This window comes from Polyangiaceae bacterium (assembly GCA_020633205.1).
Classification (GTDB): domain Bacteria; phylum Myxococcota_A; class Polyangia; order Polyangiales; family Polyangiaceae; genus JAHBVY01.
Genome location: JACKEB010000010.1, coordinates 776,223 through 802,323 on the forward strand (window position 1 = coordinate 776,223; position 26,101 = coordinate 802,323).

Annotated in this window: 31 protein-coding genes, 1 tRNA gene and 1 pseudogene; 7 read left to right on the forward strand and 26 right to left on the reverse strand. The window is 64.4% G+C overall.

The features are described 5' to 3' along the window. Positions 1-176: 176 nt before the first annotated feature. From H6718_03140 to H6718_03150, 3 genes are all read right to left on the reverse strand, one after another. Complete coding sequence (locus tag H6718_03140) at positions 177-1,517, reverse strand: VWA domain-containing protein (GenBank protein ID MCB9584363.1); 1,341 nt, start codon at positions 1,515-1,517, stop codon at positions 177-179. A gap of 163 nt (positions 1,518-1,680) precedes the next feature. After that, positions 1,681-2,295 (reverse strand): hypothetical protein, encoded by a 615-nt coding sequence (locus H6718_03145; GenBank protein ID MCB9584364.1) that lies wholly within the window; start codon positions 2,293-2,295, stop codon positions 1,681-1,683. Continuing rightward, positions 2,292-3,473: an NAD(P)/FAD-dependent oxidoreductase gene (locus tag H6718_03150; protein MCB9584365.1), complete on the reverse strand. Its 1,182-nt coding sequence runs from the start codon at positions 3,471-3,473 to the stop codon at positions 2,292-2,294. Before H6718_03150 ends, H6718_03145 begins: the two co-directional genes overlap by 4 nt. A 77-nt stretch (positions 3,474-3,550) precedes the next feature. Here H6718_03150 and H6718_03155 point away from each other — a divergent pair, with 77 nt between their 5' ends. After that, positions 3,551-3,835, forward strand: a complete 285-nt coding sequence (locus tag H6718_03155; protein ID MCB9584366.1) for a 4a-hydroxytetrahydrobiopterin dehydratase — start codon at positions 3,551-3,553, stop codon at positions 3,833-3,835. A 1-nt stretch (position 3,836) separates the two neighbouring features. After that, entirely contained in the window at positions 3,837-4,106 is a 270-nt protein-coding gene (locus H6718_03160) for a hypothetical protein (protein ID MCB9584367.1), read from the forward strand. Position 4,107: 1 nt separating this feature from the next. Here H6718_03160 and H6718_03165 read toward each other — a convergent pair. Together H6718_03165 and H6718_03170 are read right to left on the reverse strand one after the other, a co-directional pair. After that, positions 4,108-4,192 (reverse strand) — tRNA-Leu (locus tag H6718_03165). Between the two features lie 142 nt (positions 4,193-4,334). Further along, positions 4,335-5,099: pseudogene (locus H6718_03170) on the reverse strand (tyrosine-type recombinase/integrase). On the opposite strand from H6718_03170, the gene H6718_03175 reads away from it, so the two are divergent. Next, positions 5,034-5,501, forward strand: coding sequence for a hypothetical protein (locus H6718_03175; protein ID MCB9584368.1), 468 nt, complete (start codon positions 5,034-5,036; stop codon positions 5,499-5,501). The pseudogene H6718_03170 and the gene H6718_03175 sit on opposite strands and share 66 nt — an antisense overlap. Before the next feature lie 34 nt (positions 5,502-5,535). Here the strand turns inward: H6718_03175 and H6718_03180 are convergent, their stop codons facing one another. From H6718_03180 to H6718_03190, 3 genes are all read right to left on the reverse strand, one after another. Continuing rightward, positions 5,536-6,030: a hypothetical protein gene (locus H6718_03180; protein MCB9584369.1), complete on the reverse strand. Its 495-nt coding sequence runs from the start codon at positions 6,028-6,030 to the stop codon at positions 5,536-5,538. Between the two features lie 180 nt (positions 6,031-6,210). Continuing rightward, entirely contained in the window at positions 6,211-7,314 is a 1,104-nt protein-coding gene (locus tag H6718_03185) for a hypothetical protein (protein MCB9584370.1), read from the reverse strand. A gap of 67 nt (positions 7,315-7,381) precedes the next feature. Then, the gene (locus tag H6718_03190; protein MCB9584371.1) at positions 7,382-7,558 is read right to left on the reverse strand and encodes a ribbon-helix-helix protein, CopG family; all 177 of its coding nucleotides are present in this window, start codon (positions 7,556-7,558) and stop codon (positions 7,382-7,384) included. 316 nt (positions 7,559-7,874) lie between these two features. Between H6718_03190 and H6718_03195 the strand changes: the two genes are divergently transcribed. Next, entirely contained in the window at positions 7,875-8,084 is a 210-nt protein-coding gene (locus tag H6718_03195) for a hypothetical protein (protein MCB9584372.1), read from the forward strand. After that, positions 8,068-8,727: a Fic family protein gene (locus tag H6718_03200; GenBank protein ID MCB9584373.1), complete on the forward strand. Its 660-nt coding sequence runs from the start codon at positions 8,068-8,070 to the stop codon at positions 8,725-8,727. Before H6718_03195 ends, H6718_03200 begins: the two co-directional genes overlap by 17 nt. A gap of 184 nt (positions 8,728-8,911) precedes the next feature. Here H6718_03200 and H6718_03205 read toward each other — a convergent pair whose 3' ends face one another. The 17 genes from H6718_03205 to H6718_03285 form a co-directional block, all read right to left on the reverse strand. Continuing rightward, the gene (locus tag H6718_03205) at positions 8,912-9,478 is read right to left on the reverse strand and encodes a hypothetical protein (protein MCB9584374.1); all 567 of its coding nucleotides are present in this window, start codon (positions 9,476-9,478) and stop codon (positions 8,912-8,914) included. Further along, on the reverse strand, positions 9,478-11,274 hold the full coding sequence (locus H6718_03210; GenBank protein ID MCB9584375.1) for a hypothetical protein: 1,797 nt from the start codon (positions 11,272-11,274) through the stop codon (positions 9,478-9,480). The genes H6718_03205 and H6718_03210 overlap by 1 nt, the downstream gene beginning before the upstream one ends. Before the next feature lie 2 nt (positions 11,275-11,276). Next, positions 11,277-11,678: a hypothetical protein gene (locus tag H6718_03215; protein MCB9584376.1), complete on the reverse strand. Its 402-nt coding sequence runs from the start codon at positions 11,676-11,678 to the stop codon at positions 11,277-11,279. Position 11,679: 1 nt separating this feature from the next. Then, positions 11,680-12,387, reverse strand: a complete 708-nt coding sequence (locus H6718_03220; protein MCB9584377.1) for a hypothetical protein — start codon at positions 12,385-12,387, stop codon at positions 11,680-11,682. A 14-nt stretch (positions 12,388-12,401) separates the two neighbouring features. Then, positions 12,402-12,989, reverse strand: coding sequence for a hypothetical protein (locus H6718_03225; protein ID MCB9584378.1), 588 nt, complete (start codon positions 12,987-12,989; stop codon positions 12,402-12,404). Between the two features lie 30 nt (positions 12,990-13,019). Then, the gene (locus tag H6718_03230) at positions 13,020-13,502 is read right to left on the reverse strand and encodes a hypothetical protein (protein MCB9584379.1); all 483 of its coding nucleotides are present in this window, start codon (positions 13,500-13,502) and stop codon (positions 13,020-13,022) included. Positions 13,503-13,903: 401 nt separating this feature from the next. After that, positions 13,904-14,398: a hypothetical protein gene (locus H6718_03235; GenBank protein MCB9584380.1), complete on the reverse strand. Its 495-nt coding sequence runs from the start codon at positions 14,396-14,398 to the stop codon at positions 13,904-13,906. 156 nt (positions 14,399-14,554) lie between these two features. After that, positions 14,555-15,298: an ATP-binding protein gene (locus tag H6718_03240; protein MCB9584381.1), complete on the reverse strand. Its 744-nt coding sequence runs from the start codon at positions 15,296-15,298 to the stop codon at positions 14,555-14,557. Continuing rightward, positions 15,291-16,427, reverse strand: a complete 1,137-nt coding sequence (locus tag H6718_03245) for a helix-turn-helix domain-containing protein (protein ID MCB9584382.1) — start codon at positions 16,425-16,427, stop codon at positions 15,291-15,293. The genes H6718_03240 and H6718_03245 overlap by 8 nt, the downstream gene beginning before the upstream one ends. Before the next feature lie 29 nt (positions 16,428-16,456). Continuing rightward, a complete protein-coding gene (locus H6718_03250; protein MCB9584383.1) occupies positions 16,457-16,753 on the reverse strand; it encodes a hypothetical protein in 297 nt (98 codons plus the stop codon). Further along, positions 16,750-17,826 carry a hypothetical protein gene (locus tag H6718_03255; GenBank protein ID MCB9584384.1) on the reverse strand — a complete coding sequence of 359 codons (1,077 nt, stop codon included), beginning with the start codon at positions 17,824-17,826 and terminating at the stop codon, positions 16,750-16,752. Before H6718_03255 ends, H6718_03250 begins: the two co-directional genes overlap by 4 nt. Before the next feature lie 172 nt (positions 17,827-17,998). Next, positions 17,999-18,304, reverse strand: coding sequence for a hypothetical protein (locus H6718_03260; GenBank protein ID MCB9584385.1), 306 nt, complete (start codon positions 18,302-18,304; stop codon positions 17,999-18,001). A gap of 60 nt (positions 18,305-18,364) precedes the next feature. Beyond that, on the reverse strand, positions 18,365-18,586 hold the full coding sequence (locus H6718_03265) for a hypothetical protein (GenBank protein ID MCB9584386.1): 222 nt from the start codon (positions 18,584-18,586) through the stop codon (positions 18,365-18,367). 67 nt (positions 18,587-18,653) lie between these two features. After that, positions 18,654-19,667, reverse strand: a complete 1,014-nt coding sequence (locus H6718_03270) for a hypothetical protein (protein ID MCB9584387.1) — start codon at positions 19,665-19,667, stop codon at positions 18,654-18,656. An 80-nt stretch (positions 19,668-19,747) separates the two neighbouring features. Then, complete coding sequence (locus tag H6718_03275; protein ID MCB9584388.1) at positions 19,748-20,272, reverse strand: hypothetical protein; 525 nt, start codon at positions 20,270-20,272, stop codon at positions 19,748-19,750. Beyond that, on the reverse strand, positions 20,269-20,574 hold the full coding sequence (locus H6718_03280) for a hypothetical protein (protein MCB9584389.1): 306 nt from the start codon (positions 20,572-20,574) through the stop codon (positions 20,269-20,271). Before H6718_03280 ends, H6718_03275 begins: the two co-directional genes overlap by 4 nt. A 71-nt stretch (positions 20,575-20,645) precedes the next feature. Beyond that, positions 20,646-21,236 (reverse strand): hypothetical protein, encoded by a 591-nt coding sequence (locus tag H6718_03285; GenBank protein MCB9584390.1) that lies wholly within the window; start codon positions 21,234-21,236, stop codon positions 20,646-20,648. A 239-nt stretch (positions 21,237-21,475) separates the two neighbouring features. On the opposite strand from H6718_03285, the gene H6718_03290 reads away from it, so the two are divergent. Both H6718_03290 and H6718_03295 read left to right on the forward strand, forming a co-directional pair. Further along, positions 21,476-21,943 carry a hypothetical protein gene (locus H6718_03290; GenBank protein MCB9584391.1) on the forward strand — a complete coding sequence of 156 codons (468 nt, stop codon included), beginning with the start codon at positions 21,476-21,478 and terminating at the stop codon, positions 21,941-21,943. Between the two features lie 195 nt (positions 21,944-22,138). After that, entirely contained in the window at positions 22,139-24,274 is a 2,136-nt protein-coding gene (locus tag H6718_03295) for a hypothetical protein (GenBank protein ID MCB9584392.1), read from the forward strand. Positions 24,275-24,343: 69 nt separating this feature from the next. Here H6718_03295 and thrS read toward each other — a convergent pair whose 3' ends face one another. Further along, a complete protein-coding gene (gene thrS, locus H6718_03300; protein MCB9584393.1) occupies positions 24,344-25,672 on the reverse strand; it encodes a threonine--tRNA ligase in 1,329 nt (442 codons plus the stop codon). Positions 25,673-26,101: the final 429 nt, after the last annotated feature.

The window sequence follows — 26,101 nt, forward strand, 5'->3', positions numbered from 1 at the left end:
GCGTTCACTCATCGCGAAAAAAAGTCACCCCCTCGAGGGGCGCGAGGGGACGCCATCCGCAGCAAATGGCTGCAAACCGCCTGAAAAGGTGCCCCATCCAGGCCAAAGCAAAACGGCCGCGGCTCATCCCTGGAAGGGCTGAGCGGCGGCCGCTTGGCGCTCGCGCGATACGCAGGTCAGGCCCGGCGGCGGCGACGGCTGAAGAGCAACGCGCCCAGCACCACGAGCAAGCCGGCGCTGCCAGCGGGCGCACTCGGCGCCTGGCGGCAACCGCAACCGCCGTCGTCACCGACGTTCTGGTCTCCGGCGCCATTGCTACCCGCGGCGCCGCTACCCGCACTCCCTGCGGAACCGCCGCTGGTGGTCCCGTCCCCTCCGCTACCGCCGTTGGTCGAGCCATCACCACCGAATCCGCCCGCGTCGGTCCCAGCGGAGCCCCCGTTGGCCGCGCCGCCGGAGCTTGCACCACCACTGCTGGCCCCGCCGCTGCTGGCCCCGCCGGACGAACCACCGCCGGCACCGCCAGTCGCGCAACCCGGCTCACAAGCGCCCAGTTCACCGTTCACGCACGTCTGGGTGCCGTCCCCGCAAGCGGTCGTGCAGGCTACGGTCGCCGGCGCGTCGCACTGGGTCCAACCCGACGAAGTACACTGCCGCGTGCCTTCGATGCCGCAGTCTCCGGTGCACGTCTCCGTCACCAGGCTCGCCACGATCGCGTCGAGCGCCATCGTCAAATCGTTGGGGCTCGTGGCTTGGAAGTAGCAACTCGGCGACGCTGAGTTCGGGTCGCACGACGGATCCGCCACGCCACTCGCGGCGCCGGCCTGGTTGAGCGTCACAACGTCCGTCGCCGAACCAAAGCCGACGACGAAGGGCACGACGCCCGCGTTGACCAGCGCCTCGACGCCACGCACCGGCCATTTGCGCACGCAGTAGCAGCCATCTGCGTTTTGGCCCGCGCAGTTGGGGTCTGACGTGCCGCCCTGGCACGAGTTGCAGCTAGGACAGGGCGACGCACCCATCAGCGTGCAGTCGCTCTGGGTCGCACACACCGGTGCGCCGGAGGTGTCGATATCGCAGAACTGCCAGCCGTCGGTCATGAAGATGACGTAGTCGGGCAAGTCGGTTAGCTGAGACGCCTTCACCAGCGTCTGGCCGGCGGGCGTCGCATTATCCGTGGGGATATTCAAGTTCGCGAGCGTGGACTCGATGGTCGCCCCGGTGTCAGGCGCCATCGACACCAACACATCCCCCGCCGCGCAGCCCCCGGTCGCCCCCGGGAACGTCATCAAGCCGTACTGTGCCGCCGCGCCGTGAGCCTGGAACACCGCGTGGGCGGCGCTCTGGACGGCGTCCCACTTGGTGATTCCGCCCGTCGTGGTCTGGTTCATCGACGAAGATGCGTCCATCACGAACAGGATTTTCGGAGGATCGCAGCTCTGAGCCTGGGCGGGAGCTGAATTCAGGCCAAAACCAAGCCCAATCAGGGCGGGGAGCAGCAAGGACTTGAAGCGCATCCCTGGAACCTACCAAACGGCCGCCCCCGATGTCTCTCACCACGAGCACCGTGACAGAGGATTGTTACACCGCTGCAGTCTGCAGACGGCGCTGCCGACTGCGCCGCCTCCGCTTTCCCTTGTGAGAATCCCACAACCCGAAGTCGATCCGCGGGCTTACGGCTCAACCTACTGGTGGGTCGAGCCAGAGGTGCTCGCCGTCACGTCGCAACGAGAGTTCGAACTCGAAAGACACGGACTCCGACAGCTCGAGCAGCCCCTTCACTTGGATGCGGCCGGGGCGCCCTTCGACATTTCGAATCGACTGGATCACGAAGCGTTGGATGCGACGCAGATCGCTCGCTTGAAATCGCGGTGCGTCCTCCTCGGCCAGGTCCCCGTCGATGCGGGCTCGCGACCAGTAGGGAACCAGCGCCTCGGAGATGTACTGCTCGTCACCGATCCCCATCTGGCGCTGCCCCGCCAGGTTCTCGGGCTCGCAGAGCTCGAGAAAGTGTTTGAGGTCGGACCGCAGCAGCGCGCCCAACAGATCCTTAAGGAAACGCCGAATCGCAACGTTCCCGGTGGCCTTGAACACGATGCGATCGGAGACGTCTTCCACCGTTCTCCGTAGCTCGAGCGGTTCACTGGGTTCGTCATCGCCTTGAACTTCAATCAGCACGGGCTCGGGTGCCTTGGGGGGAGGCTCAGCGCAGGCCAGCGCGCCTAACCCCCAAATCCCCAGCAGCCAACGCGGCCTGAAGCGGCTGTGCCAAAGGATGGTCGAGATCGGGTTCACGCGAGCTCGCGCAACGCCACGCTCAGCGCGCGCCCGACGATCCAGCGCTGCTCCCACAACGCAGGTAGCTTGGCACCCAGCTCGCTCAGGCTGGACTTCGGCAGCTCCTGGTGCAAGCCAGCGAGGACGCTCTTTTCGTCCAAGAGGCCCGAGCGCAACAAGCCAGCGAGCTCGTCGGGGGTGAGGGTCTGACTGAAGCGCCGGAATAGATCGTAGATACGAAACGTCAGCCCGTAGCGCGCTTGCCAGCGGCGAGAGTATTCGTGTAGGTCGCCGAGCGCGATCGCTTCCGCAAGGATCTTTGAGGACTCCAGCTGCACGGCAATCCCCGATCCGTGTGCGGCAAACACCTGGCTCACGGAGTCACCGATGGCCGCCACGTTGCCTCGGGTGAGTTCACCCCGCGGCGCCCTCAGCGGTATGGCGCGTGCACCGCCGAATACGCGCTCCCCGACCCAAGCCTGACTCGTCACGAAGTCATCCAGAAGCCGCTTGCCGGAGGCGTGCCCCAGAGACGGCAGGCTCCCCGTCAAGATGCTGATCTCGTCGCCGTGTAGACGCAGGTTGAGGATGGAGTACCCGCCTGCTACCCCGGTAAAACACAGCGTCTCATTGGGAGCAGCACCATGTTGCTCGAAGTAACGCTCGGCCGCAGCCCGATCGGTCACCAAGCGCACCTCTTGAGCAGCGGCGCACAAGTCGTCCCTCGGTACCTCGGGGATACGTAGGAGGTCGACCCCACTCAGGCCAGAGGCGTCGACGAAGTAGCGGGCCTCAATCGGGCCTTGGTCGGTGTGCAGCGTCTCCCCCTGCAGGCGCTCGGCGCGCACGCCGCTCCGGAGCTCGGCACCAGCAGCCCGCGCGTCTCGTTGCAGCCGTGCAACGAGATGGCGCATGTCGACTTCCACGACACACTCATCGCTCAGGCTGAGCCGCTCGGGGCCCCAGCCGCAGACCAAGTGAAACTTGCCATGCCCGCCCCGTAGCTCCGGTGCCTGGGGGCGCGGGATCTCCGCGCGATCGAAGGCTGCAAGCGCGACGCCATTGACCCAGTGAGCGCCTGCCGACTCGAGCGACTTGCGCTCGATGCCCAAGGTGGAGAGCCCGCGGCGCGCGCACTGGAGAGCGACAGCCGCTCCGGCGGTCCCGACTCCAACGATGCACACGTCGTACTTCACGGGCGCGCCTTTAGCACAACCAGCGGAGCGAGGGACGAGGCTGGCGCGAAGCGCGCGCCTCGACTAGCGTTCCTGGCATGAGTTCGAGCGACCTCGACGCCCAACTGGCAACTTTGGAAGGCTGGGAGCGGCGCGACGATCGCTTGGTGAAGCGCTTTCAGTTCAACGACTTCGTCAGCGCGTTTGGCTGGATGACCCAGGTCGCGCTGTGCGCCGAGCGCATGAACCATCATCCCGAGTGGAGCAACGTCTACAACCGCGTTGAGGTGGAACTGACCACCCATGACAGCGGTGGGATCAGCGAGTTGGATATCAAGCTCGCCCGCTTCATGGACGAAGCCGCCGCCAAGCTCAACCGCTGACATGATGTACTTGTGGCTGGCGCTGCCGCTCGCCGTATCCATCGCCATCAGCCTGCTCGCTCAAATGGAGCGCAAGCGCTTGCACCAGGAGCCACTGCCTGACGACCTGGGCGAGTGGAAAGCAGCGCCGGAGCTAGGTCCAGGCTGGGAGCGTCGCCAGCTCGTCGAGCCTGGGGGGATCCGCGGGGATAAGCTCATCGAGCAGACCCGGCGACGCGAAGGTGCGAGTGTCGTGGAAGTGGGTGCCGAGCGCGTCATTCGGCGAATCTAGCTGGTAGCCCCTCCCGGACTCGAACCGGGATGCCCAAAGGGCGAGGGATTTTAAATCCCCTGCGTCTGCCATTCCGCCAAGGGGCCTTGGTGGTTCAGCGGCCAAGATGCTGTCCAACTTGGCCGTTGGAGGTTCGGCAGTCTCATTCACATCGCTGGCTCGCGCAAGCTCCGGGATCGCCCGGTCGATGCGGTGGTACCAACCGAGGTTCAGGTCTGCCGCGCTGTTCGCCTGGCGCCGGTAGCGGGCCACCATCGCGCTCGAGGTCCAACCCGTACGGCTTCGCACCCAATCCTCTGTCCTGCCGCTGGCGAGGGAGAGCGTGGCGAACCCGGCGCGGAGATCGTGAGCTCGAAGCTTCGAGCGTCTAGGCCCGTCGTGGTGCAACTGGTGACGGTTCACCCCAGCGACCAGCAACGCCGCGCGGAGCTGCTCGGCCTGGCTCTCCTCGCGGATAGGCCTCCCGTGCTCGTCGGTGAACACCAGATCGCTCGGCTCGCTCGCCCGGGTGATGCCCTGCCAGAGTCGAAGCGCCGCCGCCACGTCGTCACCCAGCGCCCAGGTGCGGCTCTCCCCGGTCTTGCTGTCCTCTAAGAGGATGGAGCCGATCTCGAGGTCCACGTCGCGCCAGCGCAGCGCCGCGGCCTCCCCCACCCTGCAACCCTCGCGGGCCAGGAAGCCGAACAGCAGACGCTGAGCAAGCGGGAGTGACGTGCACCCCATGAGCTTCGCGTCCTCGCTTGGTCGCAAGTAGGTGAACGCTGGTGGCTTGTCTGCGCGTGGTAGCCACTTCGCGGGGATCGGGCTCGCTTCCCTGAGTCCGAGCGGAAACACGCTGAGGCTCAACACCTTGCTCATGGTTTGGCCATAGGCGCGCCGCGTGGTGCGTGAGAGGTTCTTCGGAAGCGCAGCCATCACCGCGTCGCAGTGCTTGAGTTCGATGCGGTCGACCGGCAGATCGCCGAACTTCGAGGCGCCGATCAGGGTGTCCATGATCTTCGCGAGCCGTTGAGCGTCTCGCGTCGAGTCTTTCTCCCGAACGTGATCCTCGTGCTCGGCGTGGAGCTCGCCGCTCGTCCAGCGGCGCGCCACGTCTCGAAACGTCGGCTTCGCGCTGCCGGCGGTCACGTCGTAGATCTCGCCTGCGCAGTCCTCTTCTACGACCTGGAGCACCAGCTTCAGCATCACGTCATCGGCGCCGGCCGCTTCGGTGAGGATGCGCTCCACGCGATCCGGCGGCGCGCCAGCCTTCTGCAAGCGCGCTTTCGTCGTGGCAAGGATGCCGGCGCGGGCCTGCGCCTGGCGCTCAGTGAGCCCGGCGCGGAGCGCGAACGTCTTTCGTCCGAGCCCCGCGAGGCGAGCGCGCCAGCTGAACCCCGCTTCCGTGGGGATTAGTTGTCCGTGGCCCCACCCCTGTTCTGACTTCGGCTTAGGCATGGTCGCCCCCCTTTAGAAGCGGGAGAACTTCAACCCCCTCCGCTTCGATTGCTCCAGGAGCCGCCGGTTCCTCCTCGAAATGAAGCACCAGCCGATCCCCAGTGTTCGCGAAGTCGACCATGCTGCAGAGTCGACGGGACACCGCGCGGCGGTAGGCCTTTCGGCGAGAGTCATCCGCGATCCCGCACAACTGTGCGTGTAACACGCTGTGGTTGGTGCACTTGTTCAACGCCTCAAGCTGGTAGCGCGATGGCATGCCTTGCGAACTGTCGAATGGCGCAATCGCTGCAGTGACGCGACAGTTGGCCAGCGCGAAAGCTTCGGCTTCTGCCTCGAACATCGCGACGTGGGGATCCCCGCGGTCCTCAGCGCACCATGTGCAAAGCCATTTGTTGTCCTCGGTCATCGTGCCGCCATGGCTCTCGAGTTCAACAACCTTGCCGCACGAGTCGCACGGCTCCTCTACCTCAGGCTTTCGATCAGCCATGTTCCCCTCCAATCTCGAGCTGAACCCCAGCTCCTCGCGAGGTGCCGCACTCGCGGCACACGTTGACGTTCTGCGCCCACCACGTGGAGCACACCGCGCACTCCCACTTAAGCTCTGCGCGTGGCTGGTGGGGGCGAGGGCGCGCCGTAGCGCGCCGCTTCTCGGGTGGTAGAGGGCGCTTCACGCTGCGTCCTCCTCGCTGCCCTGCCGTTGCCTGAGTTCGTTGAGCAGCGCGCGTCTGACGCGGAACTGAGCCAGCGCGGCGCCGAGACTGCGCCAAGCCGGGCTGTGCTCATCGAGCTCCAGCAACACGTCCATCACCTCGTACTCAAGCCCGTTCATGGAATGGACCGCGAACGCTAGCGGTGTGGGGATGCTGTCTTCCAGGTCAACGACGGTGATCAACGCCTCCCTCAGTTCGTCGGGAAGCGGCGCCCCGAAGAGGGAGTTTCCCGACTCTTGGATCTCCTCGACCCTGATGTACGCGCGCAGCGCGTCTGCCAACTCATCGCGGCTCATCGTCGGCGAAGCAGTCCTTCGGGTTTCGCGGCCGATGTCGCCCGCAACCTCTAACCCGGCCTCGATGCGACCAAGCAGACTGTCGAACATGTTCTCCAGTTCCTGCCCGGCGATCTCACGATCGTCACTCGCTGTCACAGCGGTGCGCAGCGCCTTCAAGTCCAAGATCGCGTTGTACAGGACGCTCTCCAGAACGCCCCCATGAGCTGAGCTGTTTGCGTCGTAGTACTCAAGGTTGAGCACGCGCATCACCACGGCGCGGGTCTCAGGGTTCATTGCTCCCGAACGCTCGCTAGCCGGCTGCGCCCGAAGCGCCTCGCACACGCTCTCCACGTCGTCAGGGCACAGCGTGGGCGCCATCGCGTCCGCAGTCTCCTTTGATGGGGCGCCCTGGGGCGGGCTGCTCACCTCGGCTTCCTCCGCTTGCTCTTGCTCCTCGTGGAGTCTGAGCGCGACAGAGAGGCGTGACCCGATGCCGCGTAGCAGTTGCGCCGCCTTTTCCTCCTTGGCGGTTCGGGGCACGTAGTCAGCGAGGTACTCTTGGACGCGGTCAAGCTCCTCGGCAGCCTGGTGCGCAGCATCTTCCAGAACCCTAGTGGGGTCCGCGGTGCTTCCGCCCACGAGCTCGAAGGCCTCGGCGCGATAGTCCGTCGAAGCCTGGGAACGGGGCGCTTCGGGGCTCTCCCGCTCGCCGCTTTCGGGCACCTTGGCGCGGCTGCTTGGTGAGGTGTTGGGTGCAGTGGTATTGAGGTCTGACGTAGGCATGAGGCTTGATCTCCTGTCTGCTAGGCCCGTCGCGGTGTTCGCTGCACCTCGGCGGGCCGACTTGTGTTTACCGTTTCTTGCGTGATGGTGGGGGCTCCGGCAACTCCGCGTGCCAGCGTCTGATCGCCTGCCGCACCACGTCACTCAAGCTGAGTCCTGTGGTGTCGCTGAGGCGGTTGACCATCGCCAGCTCCTCGGGTGTCAGGCGCAAATGCATGCGCTCTGTCTTCGCTGCCTTCACCATCTTCCGTGGACTTGTACGCACAAACGACGACGAAGTAAAGCACCGATCTGCAGCGCGCCGCCCCACGGCACCACAAGTGACGCGTTTCCAGGCACTTAGCCCGATCACTTTTTTCGCTGGCCAGCGGGGCGATTCTTCGGACCTAAAGCGGTCGGCGGTGACGGCCGTATTGCTAGCTGAGCTAGCTAGGCTAGCTGGCCTTGCAACTTTGAAACCATCTGGGGAGGCCTGTGCTTTCGCGCACATAGACCGATCGTAAAACGATCGGCAGCGGCGAACATCGCCAGGATCCTGAAAGGTGTTACCTTTGTCACCCATGGAAAGGCAGCAACTCACCACTCGTCTCAACGCGGCGATCGACCAGGTTCGGGAGAGCCAGGCATCGGGCACTGTGCCTCGGTACAGCACGGCGGACGTGCGTGAGGACTTCGCCTATGGGCAGGCGAAGGTGGACAACTCCAGCGTGACCCGCGAGCACGCCCGTATCGCTGTAACAAAGGTCCCGGGGCGTGGACCCGCGCTTTGATGCGCTGCTCTGCGACCCTGCGGATAAGGCCCAGCTCGAGACGAACAACGCGCTCGAGCAACTCAACTACGTTGAGCATCTGATCCTCGACCAGCAAGTCGAAGCGATCCGTGAGAGCCACGTGCTTCAGCTGCATGAACTGGCGGTGCAGGGGATCTTTGGGTGCGGCGGGAAGTACCGCTCGGCCACGAAGGAAGTAACGATATCCAACAGCCGCCACACCCTGCCCGACGCGGCGATGGTGAAGACCTACGTGGTCGATGCGCTTGGTGTCATCAACGACTTTCTTGAGCGCGCTCAAAGCCCAGAGGCTTGCACCTACGCCCTGTGGCGATTCAACTGGATCCATCCGTTTGCCGGCGGAAACGGGAGGACAGCAAGGATGATCACCTTGCTCGCACTCGCGATACGTCTGCGCGCCATGCCGCCGGGCGTTCCGACGTTCCCGACTCGCATCGAGCGAGAGAGGGAAGCATACCTGCTTGGGTTGAATCGCGCTGACCATGGAGCAATGGACTTCCTGCAGGCCTTCGTGACCACGTTGGTGCTGGAGATGTTTGGCAACAACGCCACTGACCTGCGCGCCTACCTCACCGATCTGCAAGCATTCGCAACCCGAGCCCGCATCCTGGGCATCATCTAGTCGATGCCCTAGTCGCCGATGGCGCCCCCGCCGGCATTGGAGCCACCGGCGAGGGCCTGAGCGCTTCGCTCACGTTTGCGCCACCATGCCCGCGCGCCACACCCAGCCAGGAAGAAAGCCCTAGAACCTGGCTGGGGTCGAGGTGCCCGGGGCTTGCTTGGCACCTTTGCTCGTTTCCGCATGGTTAGCCGTTTAGGAGACCCTCCCAGACTTCTCGAAGTTCGTTTATCACGCGGTCCTGAGCGTCCTGCGCCGTTTCCTCGCTCGGACTCTTGGAGGCGGAGCCGGTGGGCTTGGCCACTGGAGCAGCTCTCGGCCTCTTGAACTGAATCAGCTCAACCGTGACGGTCTTGAGTCCGTCATCCTGTTTCTCTATCTGGCCGATCGTCTTCACCACCACCGAGGTCAAACCGATCGGGGGCTCCGAGACTTGCGGATGGTAGAAGTCGATGGCGGTTTTGCCGTTCTCGCTCTTCTGCAGAATGGGAACGATCTGACCGAGGAATTGATCGATTTGGTCGGAAGCGCTGAGGCCTTGCGCACCGTCGGAGAACGTGATCGTCAAGGTGCACTCGGCGAGCTCCTTGCCGGTAAACACGGTGCTGGCGCCGCTCTTGGCGGTGCCTTTCTTCGCATCCCACCCAAGGGTGTACTTCCCCCCGGAAACGGTAGCGAGACCCAGCGTGGGAACGCCACCAATGATGGCTTGCTCCCACGCTTCGGGGTTCTTGTCAGGGTCGATCCAAGTCATCACGCATACTCCGGGTCAATTGGGAAGCCCGCCATCAGGCAGGCTTGCTCGAAGGCCTTAGCCATCTTCATAGCGAAGTCGGGATCGTCGGCGCCGTCGACGCCATGCACGTTGACGGTGAGTCCGTGGATCGTGAGGCCACCTGAGCCTCTGCCTCCCTTCGCTCCCGCTCCCGCTGGCCCGCCGTCTGCGCCCGATACTGCCGCGGCAGCCAAGCTCTGCGCGCTCGAGACGACATCCGAGGCGCCATCGTCCATGCCGATCGCCATGCCTTCGCTGGTGTCGCGACCGACGCTCATCATCACCCGTGACGGGCTGTGAGAGTCGAGCACGGCACGAGCTGCGGAAACGGCTCCGCTCGCGACCTTCTTTGCAGCGGCCACCACGTCGGTCAGTCCATTCCCGATGCCCGTTGCCAGGCCGGTGATGAACTCCTTGCCGATGCTCACCCACGCAGCGAGCTTTTCCTTCGCTGAGTCGAGGGCGCTCGACACGCCGTCACCCAGGGCAGCCCCGAGCGTCGACGCGGCATCCACGATATACCAAATCGCAGCACCGAGCAGAGCGAACGGCAGGAACGCGAGGAACACCGCTGCAGCCACCAAGCCGAAGCCGATAACCAGCGCCGTCACGGTCGTTGCGGCGGCTATGGCTATGAGGGCGATCGGTACGAGGATGCCGTATAGCGCTGCCTTGATAGGTCCGGCGTTCGGGCCTTGCAGGGCTTCGCGGATCGCGTTCCTGACTTTCAGCACCGCAATCCCCGCCTTGAGCGCCCAGATGATGGCCTCCTTGAACAGCCAAACTACCTTGGGCGCGGCCGCGGCAGCACCAGTCAGCAAGGGTTGGAAGACCGCAGTAATCAGCGACTTGAGCGCCTTCCCGCTGGCGGTGTTCGAGTCGAACAGCTTCGTGATGCTCCGCAACCCCTTGAGAAACGGCTCCAGGTCGAGACCGCTGAACAGCTCGCCGATGCTTTCTTTGAGCCGCGTCATCTGCGCGCCGAAGCCGATCGCACTCTGCTTGGCTAGGTCGCCATACAGGCCGTTGGTTCGGTCGATCACTTTGTTGAATTGCTGCGCGGAATTCTTTGCGGCAGCCAACTGGGAAACGATCTTCCCGGTGTCCGCTCCGACGCTCGCCGCGTTGCTGACCGCTTGGAGTGCCTCCTCGAGCTGCGCGCCAGAGAGGCCAGCCGCGTGGAGCTGCTTCGCGTAGCCGAGGATCTCATCCCGGCCGATCGAAGTGCTCGCCGCAACCTTGCCTATCGCGCCTTGCAGGCTCGCTGCAGCGGCGCTCGAGCCGAGCATCGCGTCCAGCATGATGCGCTGACTGCGCGCCGCGTCCGAGCTGCTAATGGCGAACATCGTCAGCTTGGCGGCCGCTGCGACGAGTCCAATCGCGAGGGCGCCGAGCACCGCCACGACGGCAGCGACGGCGCCGACTACGGCAGTCGCGCTCAAGTCGACTGCCCCCATGAGTTCGTCTAGGAAGCTGAGCTTCTCCGTTGGGGGCTCAATCTTGCCAAACTCTCCGCCGAGCTCGGTGTATCGCGCGGTGGCTTGGGCGATGGACTTCTTGTGCACGTCCAGCTGATCGCTCAGCTTGCGAAAGGCTGCGTTGCTTTGGTCGAGCCCGCCTTTCTTCATCGCCGTGAGTGCGGCTTGCATCCGCGTGGTTTCGGCCGTCGTTTCCAGGATCGACTGGCGCAGCGCCTGAAGTGCTGACTCGGAGGCGTCTGCGTTGTCCTCGAGGTTGCCCGCCAGATTGAGGGTGAACGTTGCACTATCGGCCATATTTACGCCTGACCTTTCTTTTCCGTGCGGTATACTTCAAAGTCGCCAGAGAGCCGCCGCGCGGCTCCGGACTTGAGGCCGGCGATGATCTCACGCTGGCCAGCGATGATGCGGCCGCGGATCCAGTCTCGGACGGCTTCGGGCGAGTCTTGCTCCAGTGACTGCGCGAACAGCACGAGCATCTGGCGGATCGCGCGCCCGGTTTGAGTCTTCGGATTCAGCAGGCGCAGCGCGCGGAATAGACCGCGGCGCACCTCGGGTCGCTCGAACAGCGGACGCATATCCGCGAGGTACGCTTTGGCTTGCCACTCGATAAGCGCGAGCGACACCGCCGGTTTGGGGCGGGGCCCGGGGAACGGGATGACCGTCCCCCGAGCTTGCTGGGCTTTTTTTCCGCGAGGCATATCAGAACGCCACGTAGTCGCAGACCATGCGACGGCGCCAGGCATAGGTGGGGTTTTCGATGGGCGCTAGGCCGCGGTTCACGTTGCGAAGCACGCGTTCCATGACGTGGAGTGCATCGTCGATCCTCACCGGGTCGCCCGCATCGAGCGCAGCCATGAGGTCATACGCACTCACGTTCGCGAGTCCGTGGGCGTAGTCGCTCTGCTTGGCAGGACCGTTCTTGAGCAACATCGCTTCTGCGAGGCGATAGGTGTACAGGGTCTGCGGCAGCTCGTGGCCCGTCATGTAGACCGACGCTTCCTTGAGCTTCGGGTGGTACTCCGCGAGGCGCTCTAGCCAGTGGCGCTTGCCATCCTGAAGCCAGCCGAGGAGCTGCGGCACGATGAACACCGAGAAAGCGTCAGACAGTCGCTGTGCGCGGGCTTCGTTGATCCGCTGGTGTTTGGCGCTCAGCTCCTCGAAGGCGGCCCTGTGGCGGGCGTTTTCGTCTTCGATCTGGCGGTTGAGCTCCGCTTCGCGGTTCCGCATCGTGTCACCGGCGGGGTACGGCAGCTTTGAAAGCGTCTCCTTCAAGGGCTTGACCCGCTTCACGTGTTCCACCGTGAGCGCGTGACGCTCTGCGGTCTGCTGTTCGTCGACCTCGCGCCCGGTGGGGCCCTCGAGCTTGAGTTCAAACGTTGGTGTCTTTTTGGGTAGGATGTTCCACATCGTCGTTTTCCTTTTCAGCCGACACCGCGCGCGATCCGCGGGGCGTTGGGTAGATTGATCGGGTAGATGATGGCGCCCTGGCTCCGCATGGATTCGATCTGGGCAACGTGTAGCCGACGATCGACATAGAACTGCCCGTGGTGGTGAACCTGGCAGCGGACAACGCCGATGCCCCAACCGGCATCCCGAATCACGGTGCGCTCCACCTCGGAACTCAGCGTGAACGGCATGCGCGAACGCAGCTGCGTCTGGCGCCGACTCTCGTCCTTGCTTTCCGCCTGGATCTGCTCGGCGCGCTCCTTCGCGTCGTAAGCGTTGGTGTAGTGGTAGCGCTCGCCCCCGAGCAACGTCTTCAGCGTGTCGAGGCTGGTGCTCGGGTGCTTCTCGATGAACAGCTTGAACGCTCGATGGTCGGCGGCCTTGAGCGGCGTCGCTTCGATGCAAGCCAGCAGTGCCTGGCGCTGCGGGTTGCTGCGTGGCTTTGCAGTGGGCTTCGGCTTGGTCTTCGCCTTTGGCGCTGGCTTCGAGGCGCGAGGCGCAGCTCGCGCGGCGTCACGGCGGAGGTTCGCAAGTGCTTTGGAGTCGATCAGTACGTTGGGCATTGGTCTGTCCTTCTGCGCCATGGGGGCGCGCTAGTTGGTCATGGAGTCCCGGCTTCGGCCGCGTCGGCTTCGGCGGGGTGAGGGTTGGCGTTGGGGGCGCGCTGGCTTGGGAGACTCGGCGGGCCCAGCCTCATCGGCTGCGATCTGCTGGAGCGCGTCTCGGATCTGCCGCAGACGCTTCACTGAGCGGGCAGGACGCTCGTCGTTGGCAACGAAGTCGGCGATCCCGCCAATGGCGTCTGCCAGCCGGCGGTGCCGCTCCGCCGGGGTCGCTGCCCGGTCGGTGGCCTTGAGCATCTCAAGAACGGCCAACCCAGGCGGGTCTGTGGGGGGCGCGGTCGCTTCGGTGCCGTCGGGAACGATCCAACCATCCTTGTCCCGCTTCGCCGCGGTCGCGGGCAGCTCCCAGTACTCAACCGGGATGCCGAACTCGTCCCGGATGCGGATCCGGCTTGATTCAAGGGGTTTCCGCCTACCAGTTCGCCAGTGCCCGACGGCCCGATCGCAGCTCATACCGAGCCGCTGAGCGACGCGCTTGACGGGCAATCCAGTTCTACGGAGCGCTATGGATCCGGCCGATCGCTCTAATTTTGCGGTACGTGTCATTGGGTTACGATCTCCAAATCAGCAGAAAACAAGGGGGTTTGTGTCGCAGCGCTGTAGTCGGCTGGTATTACTCCACCAAATGTCATTGGCATTGTGCGGGGCGCTGAACCTGCTTAACCCGTGAATATCCTGGAAGTTTTCGCGAGGGATTGTGGTGTAGTGGTGGTGCGTAGTTTTTTCCACCGGGAAAATAACCCTAGGCAAATTCAGGCCTCCTCCGGCACAGCGGACACCTCCAACTGTTACCCGGCCCCCTATGCCCCCACATGTAGGCACGCTATCGGTTCCGAGAGGCAACGCGCCACGCATCACGCTCCACGCCACCCCACCCTCTCAGCGAAGATGAGCAAGTCCCTGTCAGCCTGAGACACCCTGAGCCGCGCCTCCTGCGCTGACTCGCGCCCGGCACGGATGCTTGCCCCTGCCGCTGCCTGGCGCTGGCGCACGGCTTCGAGCGCTGCGTTGATGTCTGCTTCGAGCTGAGCGGCCGCGCGCTGAGCGTCCTCGTGCGTGGCTTTGGTCGAGACCAGCCCGGCCTGGCCCAGCATTGCCGAACCACGCCAGCCGTGCGGCCCAGGGTTCACCCGCACGGCCGGCTGAGGCGGAGGATGCCCCACGTGGTCCTGCGTCCAGCCATAGCCGGTGGGGTCACGCTTGAGCCTGAGCGGCCCGCAGACGAGCTCGCCGGGTTCCACGGGCTTGGACTCGTCGGCGGCGCTGGTCGCCTCTCTCAGGTCAACCTCAGCAGACTGAGCGGGTGCCTCGGCTACCACGTCCGCGGCCTTCGACTTCTTGGGGCTCATGCCGCACCCCCGAGGAACGGCGGGAGCCCATCGTCGCGTTCGTCACGCTCATCGCGCTCCTGAGGTTCGGGAGCTGGTGGCGCTGGCTGAGGTGCGGGTGCGGGGTTCGGGGTGTTGTCGTAGTTCATGCTGGTCCTTGCTGGCGCTGAGCGCCGGTTAGCCGCGTCCCTCGCGGCTGAGGTCGAAGTAGTCGCCACCGTCTCCAGCCTGGAGAACGCGGCGCACGAGGGCGGGCGAGTAGCGCCGCACGAACGCGTCGTAGGTGAGCCCACTGGTGATCACGGTGGGTCGGCCCTCGCGGTATCGTTCGTCGACGTACCGCATCACGATCGGGATGCCGTACTCGGGCTGAAACCCCATCTCATCGATCACGGCGAGGTTGCTTGAGCGGAGGCTCCTCAGGCGCTTCGGCAGCTCGGTCCCGAGCTTGTGGGTCCGGTGAGCCTCAAGGATGTCCGCCTCCGTGGTGAACATGAAGTCCCAGTACACGCGCTCACCACCATCACGAGCTTGCTGCTTGAGGCGCTCAGCTTCCGCGCGGAGCCTGGCGACGATGCTGGTGGTTTTCCCGCAGCCGGTCTCGCCGAACAGCATGAGCGAACTCCGGCAGTTCCAAGCAGCAACCACCTCACGAATCTTCGGGTGGACCTGACGCACCCACTCGGCGTTCTCGGGCGTCGCAAAGCGGAAGCTCGGTAGGGCGTCGGTGTATTCGTCGAATCGCTTGGTGAAGCGTTCAACTTCGGCCAGGCGCATCCGTTCGTTGTCGGCTCGCTCCCAGCACGCCCGGCAACCGATGTGCTTTGGCTCCGGCACGGTGCCGCAGACGGGGCAGCCACCATCGACTAGCGACGCGACCCACGCCGCGTGGCGCTCCTCGCGATTCGCGGGGTCAGCCATTCGTCCAGCCCCCCTCAGCGAAGTCACTCAGCGGACGCCCGTCGGGCTGCGGGTTCGCGGGGCTACGCTTGTGCAACCGGAACTCTTGGCGCTCCCCGCCTTGCTGCACTCGAGGCACACGGCCCATGAACTTGTTCGGGTCCTTGGCGATGGTTTGGATTGAGCACTTGTCCTTGTGGAAACTGTCCGCGAAGGCTCCGGCAACGGCATCGCAGGCGCGCTCAGCTGCTCGCTCTGGGTTGCTCTCCACGCCGCACCTGATCAGCAGCTGCTTGATCGCGCGACCATCGTCGCCACCGAACGCAGGCTTGGTGCCTCGAGCGAGATCGAACTCCGCGAAGTACTTGTCTCGGACCTTGACGAACGCCTCCCGCACCTCGGGCGGATCGGGTCGCTCTGCCTTGGGACTCGCCGGAAGCTTCCCCTCGCTGGCGAACAGCTCCAGCGCGTAGGCACCGAAGATCCTCAAGGGCTCGCCGCTGGCCAGTGCTGCCGTCCAGTCCTTGCCGGTCTTCGCCTTGGCAGCGTCGAGGTAGGCGATCACCGCGTCGACGGTCCCGAGCTGCTTCAGAGCGTCGAGGATCGCTGCCTCGCGTTGTGGGGTCAGCTTGCGCTTGGTTCCCTGAGAGAGCTTTAACCAAACGAGGTCGGCATCTGAGAGCGCGAGTTGAGGTGCTTCGCTCCTCGGCTCGTCGCCTAGATCTTCAGTGGGTAGTTGTATGGGTAGTTCATTGGGTAGTTTGGGTGACTCTCTGTCACCACCCCGGTGACTGTCAGTCACCACCCGTGGTGTCTCGTGGTCACCACCCTGGTGACTCTCTGTCACTAGGGGTGGTGACTCTCTGTCACTACCCTGGTGACTCTGGGGCACTGGCATCTCAGAGGCGCTACGGTGTTGAACCACGGTGTACACGCTCGGGATGTGTTGCTTCTCTGCTCGTTGTCGCGAGCATCGAATCCAGCCCTTCGACTCCAGGTCGGCGATCGCTCGGATGGCAGACCGACGGCTCATTCCGCAGTCGTCAGCAATGCGCTGCAACGATGGGTGTGCTCGCCCCTGTTCATTGGCTCTACTGGTCAGCATCACGATCACGATTCGCTCGTTGAGAGACAGGTCGGAGTCACGCACCGCGCGCAACATACCGAGCGGGTCGAACTTCACGCCGAGCGCCCCCGGTCGCAGGACACGTGCCAGGCTCCCTGGTCACGACTCCAAAAGATGTCCGAGCCGACTTGGATCGCGTCACCGCACACGACGCAGCGTGTGGAGCGACGGGCCACGATCTCGCGGCGCGCTGGCTGTTTCCGTGCATCGGTCCGTAGCCCGGTTTCGCCCCTCGCCGCCTTGAGCAACGTATGCAGACCAGCCTCGCGGATGAACTCCGATTGCTCGACCTGAGGCAGGCGCAGGAACAGCTGCGCCAGCTCTGCTGCGGTTAGGTCTGCGGCGTTCATGCTGCCTCCCCGGTCATAACGGACAGCTCTGGCGTCAAGAACTCGCCGGTCTCGCACCAGTGCTTGAGCGCAGGCCCGTAGAGCCACTCCACGTCAGCACCAGTGCAGTCACATTTCCGTACGGCTTCCAGCAGGGCCAGCCGCTCGGGGTTCTGGTCGGGAGCTTCGGCGAGTTCAACCATGAAGTCGAACACCGCGAGGTAGGCGAAGGGGTGGTCGCTGAGGAGCTGCTTGACGAACGGCTCGGAGGCGATCCAGCCGCGGCAGTCGTCCTCGTCGGCGCCGTATGCGGTCTGCTTGTGTACCAGTCCCCAGGCGATGACACCTGCGTACCTGCGCTCATCGTCACTCAGCGGCTCGGTGTACCGTGGGCGCTGAAGCGCACCCCATCGGTCAGAGTGAACGGGGTTGTAACCGTGGACCTCGGGTGTCCTGCTGGGCGGAGTCAGGTCGGGGACCTCGCCCGTCTGTCGCCAGTGATCGGCAACGTCGCTGAACAGCCACTCCAGGTCAGCCTCGGCGAGATCCAACAACTGGAGAGGACCATCGCCAACCCTTCCCGCGCGCACCATCGAGGTGAAGAAGTCGTGGGCGTCGCCCTTCAGCCACGACAGGCCGCGTTCGATGACTGGCCGCAGCTCGGCTGGTAGCTCGTCGTCATTGCGCCCGTGAGCGAGGATCTCCCAGGCGTGCTCAGCGTTCCACACGCGGCACGTTGGAGGCCGTCCACGCAGCTTGCGCTTCGGACGGGGCAGCGGTTCAGGACACTGCTGGCGGTTATCAACTTGGACGAGCGTCCACACGTCGGCAGCCCTGCCGCGCCCATCGTCTCGGTACGTGTGCTCGCTCTCGACTTGGATCGGTGACCACTTGCGCTTGCGAAGCATTGCGAGCCGTCGCGACACCGAACGGGCTGAGATGCCGATGGCCTCCCCGATCTCCGCCTGGCTTGCGGTGCCCTCGCCGTGCTCGCCGTTCTCATCGGCAAGGACCGCCATCGCCAAGAGCAACATCTTGACCGGCTCAGGAAGCTTAGACGACAGCACTGTCCGCTGAATCTCCAGCGTGGTCATGACTGCCCCCGGCGCCGAAGCTCAAGACTCAGGACGCGCCGAAGCTCCACAGCCTCGAGCGACTCAGCGGGAGCCATCGAAAGCAACCATGAAGCGAGCTCAAGCGACGGACGTGGTTCTCTGAGGGTGCGCTCGACTTCAAGCCTCAGCTCATGGGGGCTCATCGCGGCAGTCATCGCTTGGCTACTCCCAGGGCACGGCGCACATCTTCAATCGTCGGCGCGTCGTTGGCTGGTGCTTCGTCGACCGTCATCCCGCGCAGCGCATCGAGGTACACATGCAGCTCCACGATGATCAGTGACCCCACACGGGAATGCGGGAGCTTCAGCGTGCGCACGAGCTCGAGGTGCTTCCGCGTGGGGATGCCAAGCGCTGACTCGCAGTTCGCCTGGGAGACCGCGGCAGGCGCTACAGGCGCGCTGTGTCTAGCTCCTCGCCTCACCTTGCCGTGCGGATCGTTGTCTGCTACTTTTGCCATTGTCACTCCGCTGCGGCCCATCGGGTTTTCCTTTCCCTCGGTGGGCCGCGCTCCTTTTGTTCAGGCCTGCGGCTCCGGGGGGATCGCGACCGATGGGATCGGGTAGCCAGCTGCGATCAGCGCGAGACGCGCGCGCAGACCGGCATCCCCGCGGACACGGCGGCCACTGGCCACAGCGCGCACGGTGCGGGGATCGACTTTTGCCCGCCCGGCCAGCGTGAACAGCTGTGACCGGGTGAGCGGGATCGGCATCGACGGGGTGTGTTCCACGACGCCCACCATGAGGCCTCGGAGGACCCCAAGGAATCGGGCGGTTCACTCTTGGAAGAGTGAACTCTCCCCTTGACTTTTACTTGCGCCTAAACCGGAGCCTAGATTGGTACCGCCCGAGAGGCGCTCGATACACCTCGCCCCGCATCGGCCGTCTCGCCGCGTTCTTCACGGTGTTTCGGGCATCTGAGGGCGACAGCTTGAACAGCACCTCAAGCGCATCCGCAAGGTATCGTTCCGCGTCCACGTGAGCGTCAGCGTTTACGTAGGCGTCGCTGGCGCAACGCTTCCGGAACTTCTCTTCAATCGCCTTGGCCAGTGGTTGCCACACGGCAGCACCTCTGGCGAGCGGAACGTTGTCTATGCGAGGCACGTTTTGAAATGCAGGGTCGCTAAACTCAGCGGCCCACACGCCCCCGTTTCCGTGAATCAACTCATCGACCAACAGGCCTGCCATTCGGCGCAGACGCGCCTCCATGCAATCGCGGAGCGTGTACTTGGGCGTCTTCCCTTTGGCGTCGAGTTCGAACGCTTTTGCGATCTCCTTCGCCTCGGCGATCTCTTCTTCGAACAGGCTCAGGAAGCGCCGGACCTCAGCGGAGCGGACCTCACGGGCGTCGGCGGATTCACCATGGGCGCGAAGTACTTTCCGCGCGGCCTCGACCACGAGAGCGAGTCGCTCGGAATCGTCCACTGCGAGAGCCAGCGCACGAAGAGCCATCGCAACGTTAGTTGCGTGAGAGTGCTGCGCGACAGTCAAGCTCTCCATCGCCACTACCTCCCACGAGCCGGCCAGCCCTCCAATGCGATCAGTGAGCATCTCCCGCGTTGTGTCGGAGTTCCACGGATAGAACTTCTTCAGTCCCGGTACGTGCTGGCCAACTTGGCCGACTGCCTGGCGCGCGTGGAACTTCGCCTTGGATTCCACGAACCCCGGAGCGTGCGGGTCGACGTCTTCGCCTTGCTGGTACCGAGCAAACGCGTCGTCTCCAGGTCCCTCGAGCTCAACCCGCTTCTTGCGGAGCCACTCCTCGATGCGGTCGAGTGCTTCGAGGGGTTCGACGATCAGATCGTAAGGCGGTATCTTCGACACGCGGAAGCTCGTTTCCGTCGTGCGCCCTGGGGACGGCCATCCCGCAGGGCGCAACCTTTTGGAGCGTACAAGGCAAGCGGTCACGCTGCACCCCCGTTCTGGTTTGCAGGCAGTTCACAGCGGAGCCGCACGCCTGACCTCGGCGCCAGCCTCAGCTCGAGCGCCACCTTGCCAGCGCGCCGCGTGATTGGCCGCTGCAGAGGGAGCGCTGAGCGAGCTCGGCGAAGCATCGAGGGCGCAAAGCTGTAGACCAGCTGCAGCGACCGCATCGCCTCCGTGACCGTCGAGGCCTCGATGGTTGCGACGAACCGAAGCACGCCGCCACGAAGCCGATGCACAGCAACGCGGTGATTCGAGCGCCCGCGGCGCACCCAATCGGCGATCAGCGTGTCGCCTTTTCGGGTGCCAGCGAGGGCGCAGAGCAAGTCGAGGTGCCCGGTTTTCTGAGCCCACCCCTCATGTCGGGCGAGGCGCGCAGCGAGGCGAAGGGCGTCCAGATCCGTCTCGTGTCCGCAGACCTCGAGGCGCACCAGAGGATGACCGTCGCCCTCGATGAGCTTCGCGCGCAGCCGCTGGCCAGGCGCAGCACGCACTACGCCGCTCACGACTCACCCCGCTTTCGCCGCTCGGTGGCGAGGTCAACCACGGCTCCAGGGTCGGCGCCGTCGAGCAACTGACCCAACGCACGATGGGCGATCCGTGCTACCGTGAGGTCTCCGCTTCGAAGTGCCTCAGCCAACGCGCTGAGTAGCTGCTCCCGGGCGTGAACTTGGCCAGATTGTTGGACGCCAACTTGGCCGTTTGGGTTCCGTTGGTCGTTTGCCCGAGATCCGAAGTGGCTGTTTTCCTGCTGGTTCAGCGCATCGGTCGTTTCCGCAAGGCTTTTTAAATCCCCTGCGTCTGCCATTCCGCCAAGGGGCCTTGGGGAGCCGATGCTGTAGCAGAAAACCGCCGGCGGCGGCGGAATCTCGCGAGGGTTCACAGCTCGGCGACTTGGGTCGCGTTGATTCCCACAAAGCGCGAGCAGGACTTGCCTTGCACAGCCTTGCTCGCGGCGTCCGTGGTGCAAAAGCCATCCTTGCCCTGGTAGTCGTCGCCGACGGTGATTTCCGACTCGATGCGGATTTGTCCGTCGGCGACGCTGAGCAGGCGGTGCGCTTCCTGAGTGGGCTCGCTGCACAGGCCTTCCGCGGAGGTGTAGCCGGTGGAAACTTCCGAGGCTGTCAGCTGGTCGCGGTCGCCCTTCGTGAAGGTGAAGCCGAACTCATAGCTCACGCCGTTCGGCCACTTGGCGGCCAGGTCCTTGCACGCGGCCTCGGAAGCGCAGCTGTACGCACCGAGCCAGGTCTCACCAAACGCTGGGACGTCATAGGTGAACACGGCGAGGTAGCCAGCCGCGGTCACCTCGGCGCCTTCGCTGCAGGCGTCGAGGTTCTCCGTGTGACTGGTCACTTGATAGATCCCAGATAGCTCCTGGGCGCTGGCCGCGACCCCGTGACTGCTGGAGTCTTCCGACGAACAGGCAAGCAAGCAGAAGCAACACGCGACCGAGAGTGAAGTGAAGCGCATGTCCCTTGATACGTGGCCCAGGGGGCGACGTTCCTTGGTGATGCTCGCACCTGAGCGCAGCACGAACTCCCTGCCCCAAGCCGCAGGGAAAGTGAGCCACTAACGAGCCAACGTTCGACCGGATCCGCGACCCACCCGACGTCCGAAGAACCTCCCGGAAACAGCCCGACCTGGACCACCCGTCCAGCAAGCAAATTCACCCTGTCGAGGCACTCTAGCTCGCGAACTCGGACCAGCCGATGTTGCAGGCCATCCTCGGCCATGTCGAGCACGGCGCCGCGGACGTCGCAGAGTTCATCTCTCGGAGAGACCCAACCCAGTTCCCCGCGGCAATATACGGCAGCGATCCGGCCTTTTTCGCGCTCTGGGACTGCGACCTGAACGACCGCCTCGGCCATTTCGCGAGTATTTTGGGGGAGGAGCACCGAGTGGTGATCATGGGGCACACCCACGACCCCGCCGAACAGCTCGGGACCAAGCTCTTCAGTGCGGAGTTCGCCTACGCCAACAGTGGCTCTGGCTGCCCCTCCCTGCCAGACCTCGCCCGCGCTCAGAACCCAAAACATGTCACGTTCGTGGAGCTCGAGCTCGATGCAGGCAGCAACGGAAGCGAGGCCTGGCGGGTCGACATTCGCTACGTCGAGCAAAGCGGCGCCGGTTACCGCGTGGCGGCGGAGCCCCTCGCGAGTGAACACATCGCGCTCTGACACAGGCTTGCCTCTCGGCCAGCGATGACAGACGCCGAGGAACCGGGCTAGCGCACTCACGGGTCGTTTCCCACTGCAACGCACGCAGCGCGTTGCATGCAACCCGGCGAAGCGCTCAAGCAGGTTTAGTGCATCGTTCGGGTGCGACCTTGCGTTGCGGTTTCCCTCACGGGATTTCACGAGCAAGCTCCGGGTATGCGCCAGTCAGCTCTGGGAATCCTCGGTCTAACCTTAACCATCGCCTGGGGTTGCTCGGATGGCAGCTCGAACAGCGGCAGCGGAAGCCACGGAAACGGGGGGACCGCCGGCACCGCTGCTAGCGGCGGCAGTGCCGGTAGCGGCGCAAGTGCAGGCAGCGGCGCAAGTGCAGGCAGCGGCGCAAGCGCAGGTAGCGGCGGCACTGCCGGTGGCAGCGGCAGTGCAGGTAGCGGCGCCCAGGGACCTGTATTCCCGGATGAGCACCCCCGCATTTACTTGAACGATAGGACGCGAACACGCTTGAGCGCATCACTGGCGAGCCTCACTCCCGAAGCCAGGCGATTCAAGGATCTAGTCGACGCCCAGCTCGCTGGCGGGAACAGCTATGCATACGAGCCCTGGTACTCCGCGCTGCTGTACGCTCTAGGCGGAGAAACGAAGTACGCCGACGACGCCATCGAACGCATGGACACCTGGGTGCGCAGCGAGGAGGCGCTTATTGCCTCCGGGCAACGCGCCCAGGTGGCCGGAGACAGCTACCTCGAGGTCGGCGACTACATCGGCGGCTTGGCACTGGTGTACGACTGGTGCTTCGATCGCCTCACGCAGGACCAGAAAGATCGCTGGCTCGTGTACGCCAACCAGGCGGTGAGGAACGTCTGGGACCCAGAAGGCGCGAGCTGGGGTGGGGTGAGCTACCCGTGGAGTGGTTGGTCCGTGGACAACCCATCGAACAACTACTACTACTCGTTTCTGCGGGCGACGATGCTCCTCGGCTTGGCAAGTCACGGTGAGAACAGCGACGCCGACACCTGGTTGACCACATTCCGCAAGGATAAAATCCAGGACCAGCTTGTCCCAACCTTTCAAGCGGACCTCGCTGGAGGTGGGTCGCGCGAGGGCACTGGCTATGGCGTAGCTATGATGCGCCTCTTCGAGCTCTACGAGTTGTGGGAGCAGAGCACCGGAGAGCGCATCGCTGAGCTAACGCCTCACGCGAAAGACTCTCTGGTGAACATGCTACACGCCATCGTCCCGACGAGAGACCGGCTCGCACCTGTAGGCGACCACTCAAGAGATAGCAGCGCGGCGCTGTTCGACTACCACCGTAACTATTTGCAGCTGCTCATCAGGTTGTTCCCCACGGATACGCTCGCGGCGAACGCCCAGTACCTATTGGCGGAATCGAGCGTGCCGGAGATGTCTCAGCAGTTCATGTACGTCTACGACTTCCTGTATCAATCGCCCGACGTGAGCTCCGCGGCGCCGGATGACCTGAACACCGCCTACTACGCTCCAGGCACTGGCCAGCTCTATATGCGCGAGAGCTGGGAAGAGGACGCCACTTGGGTGCACCTCATCGCCGGTCCGTACACCGAGAGCCACGCGCACCAGGACCAAGGCTCTTTCATGCTCTACGGTGGGCAGTGGTTGGCTGCTGACGCAAACCTCGCGTCCCACTCGGGGATCCGCCAAGAACTCGAGCTTCACAACCTGGTTCGCATCGAACAGGGCGGCAACGTCCGATCCATGCGAGAGAGCGAAACAGCAGGCCGCTTGGTCGCGCTGCATAGCGAAGGTTCGTTCGTGTATGCCGTCAGCGACACGACTGGCGCATACGATTCCGGCGTGAACAAGCTCGATCGGGAGCTGGTCTACTTGAAGCCAGACGTCGTCGTGCTTTTCGATCGCGTCGACACGGCTAGCGCGAGCCGCTTCGTCTGGCAGGCCAACGCACCGACGGCCTTCAGCGGTCAACTCAGCGGGTTCAGCGCAGGCCCGCTGCGGGTGCTCTCCGTGCACCCCTCCAACGTCAGCCCAGATGTTGTCAGTTGGCCGAACGCAGACTCTGACATTTCCTCCGGGTATCGCCTCGATCTGAGCAGCGGCCCAGGGAACACCGCCCGCTTCCTCACTGTGGTCGCTCGCGGCGACGTGATCGCCACGAGTGGCCCTCGCAGCGCTGGAGGCAGCTTGGGTGTGGAGCTCACGCTGACTGACGGCACTCGCTATGTCCTGGATTTCAACCGGGACAGTGTCGGAGCTCATCTGGAGTACCATGCACCGGGTCAGGCAAGCGCGACTTATGACCTAGCCGCTGGGGTCGATGTCCTACCGCTGCGGGTTCCTTGAGGGCGGGTCTCGCGCCCAGAGCAGCCATTGACTGCCCGCCCGAGGTGCGAGACCCCTCACCCCCAACCCTTACAGCCGCGGGGGCTTTGCCCGCTGGGCAATTTCCTCGAGGAACTGCTCTCGAGAAGAGACGCGCTGCTCCGAACCGACTCGTGACGAAACCTGCCCGCCATTGACTTCGCGCGCGCCGAGCACCGCGAGCTCCGCAATGCCGAGCTCATGGGCCAAGGCCACTCGCCGCCCGAGGCTCTCTGCGGATGCGTCCATATCCGCTCGGATCCCGAGCTCACGGAGTGACTCCAACAGCGACTCCGCCGCTTCGCGTTGTGCCTCAGCAATCGGTAGGACCCTGAGCTGACGCGGCGCGAGCCACAGCGGTAGCCTCCCCGAGTGATGCTCGAGCAAGATGCCGAGAAATCGCTCGAGGCTCCCACACAAAGCGCGATGCAACATCACCGGGCGCTGGCGTGAGCCGTCGCTCGCGACGTAGGCAACGTTGAAGCGACTCGGCATGAACAGATCGAACTGGATTGTTCCGCACTGCCATTCGCGCCCTTGGCGATCACGCATGCCGAACTCGAGCTTCGGTCCATAGAACGCACCGGCACCGGGTTGCACGACGTACTTCCATCCGAGGCGGTCCAGCACGCGGGCGAGCAACGACTCGCCTTCGTCCCACTCGGCGTCGCTCCCCGCGCGATCTTCGGGCCGTGTGGAGAGAGCCACCGCCAGCTCCTCGAACCCGCAGGCCCGATAGAACGGCAGCACCCCACTCAAGAAGCGCTCGACCTCCGCCTCGGCCTGCTCCGGCGCGCACAAGATGTGGCCGTCGTCTTGTGTGAACTGGCGAAGTCGGAGCAATCCCTGCAATGCACCGCCCGCTTCGTCGCGATGCACCAAGCCGAACTCCGACAGGCGTAGCGGCAAGTCGCGATAGGAAGGCGCCATGGCCTTGAACACCGCCAAGTGTCCGGGGCAACTCACCGGCTTCAATGCCGACTCGTCCGCGGCGCCGTCTTCACCAAAGCCGAACATATTCGCACGGAAATGCGCCCAGTGACCGCTGGCCTCCCACACTGCTCGACGCATCAGCTGAGGCGACCTCACCTCGGCATAGCCGTCGCGCTCCATCACCTGGCGCACGAAGCTCTCGAGCGCGCGATACAGTTGCCAACCCGCCGGGTGCCAGAACACCATGCCCGGCGCGCTGGGCTCCTGGTGAAATAGCCCCATGCGCTTTGCCAGGGCACGATGATCACTGCGGTCCAGGGCTGCGCTGCCATCTAGCACTGCGCTGCTATCTAACACTGCGCTGCCATCCAGCGCTGCGCTGCCGGCCTGGGCTTCAACGGACGCCGCTCGTTTTTCTTGGGGTGAGATGAGATTCGGGCTTTCCATGACACTTTTCCGCGACACTGCGCGGCCTCCAGTATTGACTCCGCAAGGAAACAAAACCTCGAGACGCAGCCCGACGCACGCCTCCACGCGCAAACCGACGCGTGACGCCGTGAGGCATCACCTCCTGGCGCTTGACGTGCGGGTGCCGTGAACACGACCGCGGGGCGAATGCGTGGGAACACGTCCGACGCACCTGCGGCTCACGACTTCGCGGCCCGCGGGGTCGGTTTGCGTGGACTTCGTTAGGAGTGCTGACTCACAGCGTACACGCGACCAGACCACCGCGAACCGCGGTGATAGTAGTGGTCGTCGTGGTGAGCTTGTGAGCCATTTCCGTGCAGTATACTTGGGCCGAGAGAAAACGCCAGCGCGCATTCGCTGGGTCCCCTAGCCTGGTACGATCCGACAGTGACGAGCGGCCGCCGATTG

Bases quoted from the DNA above. Each gene is read 5' to 3' on its own strand.
- H6718_03250 (MCB9584383.1), bottom strand. From the start codon at position 16,753: ATGAACGCCGCAGACCTAACCGCAGCAGAGCTGGCGCAGCTGTTCCTG.
- H6718_03215 (MCB9584376.1), bottom strand. From the start codon at position 11,678: ATGCCTCGCGGAAAAAAAGCCCAGCAAGCTCGGGGGACGGTCATCCCG.
- H6718_03140 (MCB9584363.1), bottom strand. From the start codon at position 1,517: ATGCGCTTCAAGTCCTTGCTGCTCCCCGCCCTGATTGGGCTTGGTTTT.
- H6718_03185 (MCB9584370.1), bottom strand. From the start codon at position 7,314: ATGCCTACGTCAGACCTCAATACCACTGCACCCAACACCTCACCAAGC.
- H6718_03285 (MCB9584390.1), bottom strand. From the start codon at position 21,236: ATGCGCTTCACTTCACTCTCGGTCGCGTGTTGCTTCTGCTTGCTTGCC.
- H6718_03265 (MCB9584386.1), bottom strand. From the start codon at position 18,586: ATGGTGGGCGTCGTGGAACACACCCCGTCGATGCCGATCCCGCTCACC.
- H6718_03255 (MCB9584384.1), bottom strand. From the start codon at position 17,826: ATGACCACGCTGGAGATTCAGCGGACAGTGCTGTCGTCTAAGCTTCCT.
- H6718_03180 (MCB9584369.1), bottom strand. From the start codon at position 6,030: ATGGCTGATCGAAAGCCTGAGGTAGAGGAGCCGTGCGACTCGTGCGGC.
- H6718_03160 (MCB9584367.1), top strand. From the start codon at position 3,837: ATGATGTACTTGTGGCTGGCGCTGCCGCTCGCCGTATCCATCGCCATC.
- H6718_03190 (MCB9584371.1), bottom strand. From the start codon at position 7,558: ATGGTGAAGGCAGCGAAGACAGAGCGCATGCATTTGCGCCTGACACCC.
- H6718_03280 (MCB9584389.1), bottom strand. From the start codon at position 20,574: ATGGCAGACGCAGGGGATTTAAAAAGCCTTGCGGAAACGACCGATGCG.
- H6718_03230 (MCB9584379.1), bottom strand. From the start codon at position 13,502: ATGAGCTGCGATCGGGCCGTCGGGCACTGGCGAACTGGTAGGCGGAAA.
- H6718_03155 (MCB9584366.1), top strand. From the start codon at position 3,551: ATGAGTTCGAGCGACCTCGACGCCCAACTGGCAACTTTGGAAGGCTGG.
- H6718_03220 (MCB9584377.1), bottom strand. From the start codon at position 12,387: ATGTGGAACATCCTACCCAAAAAGACACCAACGTTTGAACTCAAGCTC.
- H6718_03240 (MCB9584381.1), bottom strand. From the start codon at position 15,298: ATGGCTGACCCCGCGAATCGCGAGGAGCGCCACGCGGCGTGGGTCGCG.
- H6718_03260 (MCB9584385.1), bottom strand. From the start codon at position 18,304: ATGGCAAAAGTAGCAGACAACGATCCGCACGGCAAGGTGAGGCGAGGA.
- thrS (MCB9584393.1), bottom strand. From the start codon at position 25,672: ATGGAAAGCCCGAATCTCATCTCACCCCAAGAAAAACGAGCGGCGTCC.
- H6718_03205 (MCB9584374.1), bottom strand. From the start codon at position 9,478: ATGACTTGGATCGACCCTGACAAGAACCCCGAAGCGTGGGAGCAAGCC.
- H6718_03225 (MCB9584378.1), bottom strand. From the start codon at position 12,989: ATGCCCAACGTACTGATCGACTCCAAAGCACTTGCGAACCTCCGCCGT.
- H6718_03210 (MCB9584375.1), bottom strand. From the start codon at position 11,274: ATGGCCGATAGTGCAACGTTCACCCTCAATCTGGCGGGCAACCTCGAG.
- H6718_03235 (MCB9584380.1), bottom strand. From the start codon at position 14,398: ATGAGCCCCAAGAAGTCGAAGGCCGCGGACGTGGTAGCCGAGGCACCC.
- H6718_03290 (MCB9584391.1), top strand. From the start codon at position 21,476: ATGTTGCAGGCCATCCTCGGCCATGTCGAGCACGGCGCCGCGGACGTC.
- H6718_03295 (MCB9584392.1), top strand. From the start codon at position 22,139: ATGCGCCAGTCAGCTCTGGGAATCCTCGGTCTAACCTTAACCATCGCC.
- H6718_03195 (MCB9584372.1), top strand. From the start codon at position 7,875: ATGGAAAGGCAGCAACTCACCACTCGTCTCAACGCGGCGATCGACCAG.